Genomic DNA, 1,956 nt, shown 5'->3' with positions numbered 1-1,956 from the left:
GTCTCCGCGCGGCACGGGCTGCGGCTCGCCGATGTCGTCCTGGTCGCTCCCGGCACCGTGCCCCGCACCTCCAGCGGCAAGGTGTCACGAGCCCTGACCCGCGCCCGGTATCTGGAGGGCGACTACGCGACGGAGACCACGGGATGACGGCCGCCGACGACAGCGGGCCGAGCCGCCGGACGGGGCACCGGGTGACGGCAGCCGCCGAGAACGCGCTGCGGCTGCGGATCGTGGAGCGGGTGGCCGAGTGGCACGGCACGCCGGTGCGTGACGTGGCGATGGACCGGCCGCTGGCCGAATTCGGTATGTCCTCGCGGGACGCGGTCGTGCTGGCGGGCGAGTTGTCGCTGCTGACGGGGCACGAACTGCCGGCGACGCTGCTGTGGGAGGCGCCGACCGTGGACGCGCTGGTGGCACGGGTGTGCGGTACCGGCCTCCGGCCCGACTCCGACCCGCGTCACCTCCCCGCGCCGGATGTGCCGGCAGCGCCCGGCGAGCCCGTCGCGGTGATCGGGGTCGGCTGCCGGCTGCCGGGCGGGGTGCGCGGCCCCGACGGCTACTGGCAGTTGCTGATCGACGGCGTCGACGCGATCAGGCGTGTCCCCGAGGACAGATGGGGCGACTTCACGCCGTTCCCGCCCGCCGAAGCACCCGTGTACGGCGGCTACTTGGACGACATCGCCGGGTTCGACGCCGACTTCTTCCGGATCACACCGCGCGAGGCCTCGGTGATGGACCCCCAGCAGCGGATCCTCCTGGAGGTCGTCCGCGAGACGCTCGACCACGCCGCCGTCCCGGCCACGGCCCTCGCGGGCACGGCCACCGGCATCTACGTCGGCGTCTCGGCCCCGGAGTACGGCCGCCTCACCGGCGCCGACGCGCACACCGTCGACCCCTGGGCCCCGGCGGGCGCGGCACTCAGTGTGACGGCGGGCCGACTGGCGTACGTCCTGGACACCCACGGTCCCAACATGGCTGTGGACACGGCCTGTTCGTCCTCCCTGGTCGCGCTGCACCAGGCCTGCGTGAGCCTGCGCGGCGGCGAGATCGACACGGCGATCGCCGCCGGGGTCAACGTCCTGCTCTCCCCCGTTGTCGGTGTCGCCTTCGCCCGGGCGGGGGCGCTCGCGCCGGACGGCCGCTGCAAGCCGTTCGCCACCACGGCCGACGGCATCGGGCGCGGTGAGGGCTGTGCGGCGGTGCTGCTGAAACGGCTGTCCGACGCCGAGCGCGACGGTGACCGCGTCCTCGCGGTGATCCGCGCCACCGCGGTCAACTCCGACGGCCGCTCGGGCGGCCTGCTGGCCCCCAACCCGGCCGCGCAGCAAGCCCTGTTGGCCACGGCGTACGGGCGGGCCGGACTCGCCCCGGCCCACGTGGACTATGTGGAGGCGCACGGGACCGGTACCCCACTGGGCGACCCGATCGAGGCGGGCGCGCTCGGCGCGGTGCTGGGCGCGGGCCGTGACCGCGAACAGCCCTTGCTGCTGGGCTCGGTGAAGGGCAACCTCGGGCACCTGGAATGCGCGGCCGGTCTCGCCGGCCTGGTGAAGACGGTCCTCGCACTCCACCACGACCTCGTCCCGCCGTCGCTGCACGGCACCTCGCTCGCCGACACACGGCTGCGCCTGGTCACCGAGCCAGAGCCATGGCCCCGCTACGGCGGTACGGCCACGGCAGGTGTCTCGGGCTTCGGCTTCGGTGGCACCAACGCCCATGCGGTACTGGAGGAATGGCGGCCTGCCATACCTCCGTCCGGGAGGTCGGGGGCGACGGAGGCCGACAAGTCCGGCGCCAGGGCGGCCGAGAAGCCCAGAGCCACGGCGGTGGAGGAATCGACCGCCCGCCTGCATCTCCTCTCCGACATCGACACCGAGCGGGTCCGCGACACCGCCGCCAGGCTCGCCGCGTGGCTGCGCACGCCCGTGGGGAGCGCGGCCCGCCCCGCCGATGTGG

General features: G+C 74.6%; 1 protein-coding gene. It reads left to right on the top strand.

Translation table 11 applies throughout. The features are described from left to right. Nucleotides 1-143 precede the first annotated feature (143 nt). Nucleotides 144-1,956 (top strand): type I polyketide synthase (locus tag R6V09_RS51945; RefSeq protein WP_317888372.1); only part of this gene is annotated, 1,813 nt, incomplete at its 3' end.

The sequence above is a fragment of the Streptomyces sp. W16 genome, from assembly GCF_033194735.1.
Taxonomy (GTDB): Bacteria; Actinomycetota; Actinomycetes; order Streptomycetales; family Streptomycetaceae; genus Streptomyces.
The sequence above is the reverse complement of the archived record's forward strand: the minus strand, read 5'-3'. Positions and strand labels throughout refer to the sequence as shown.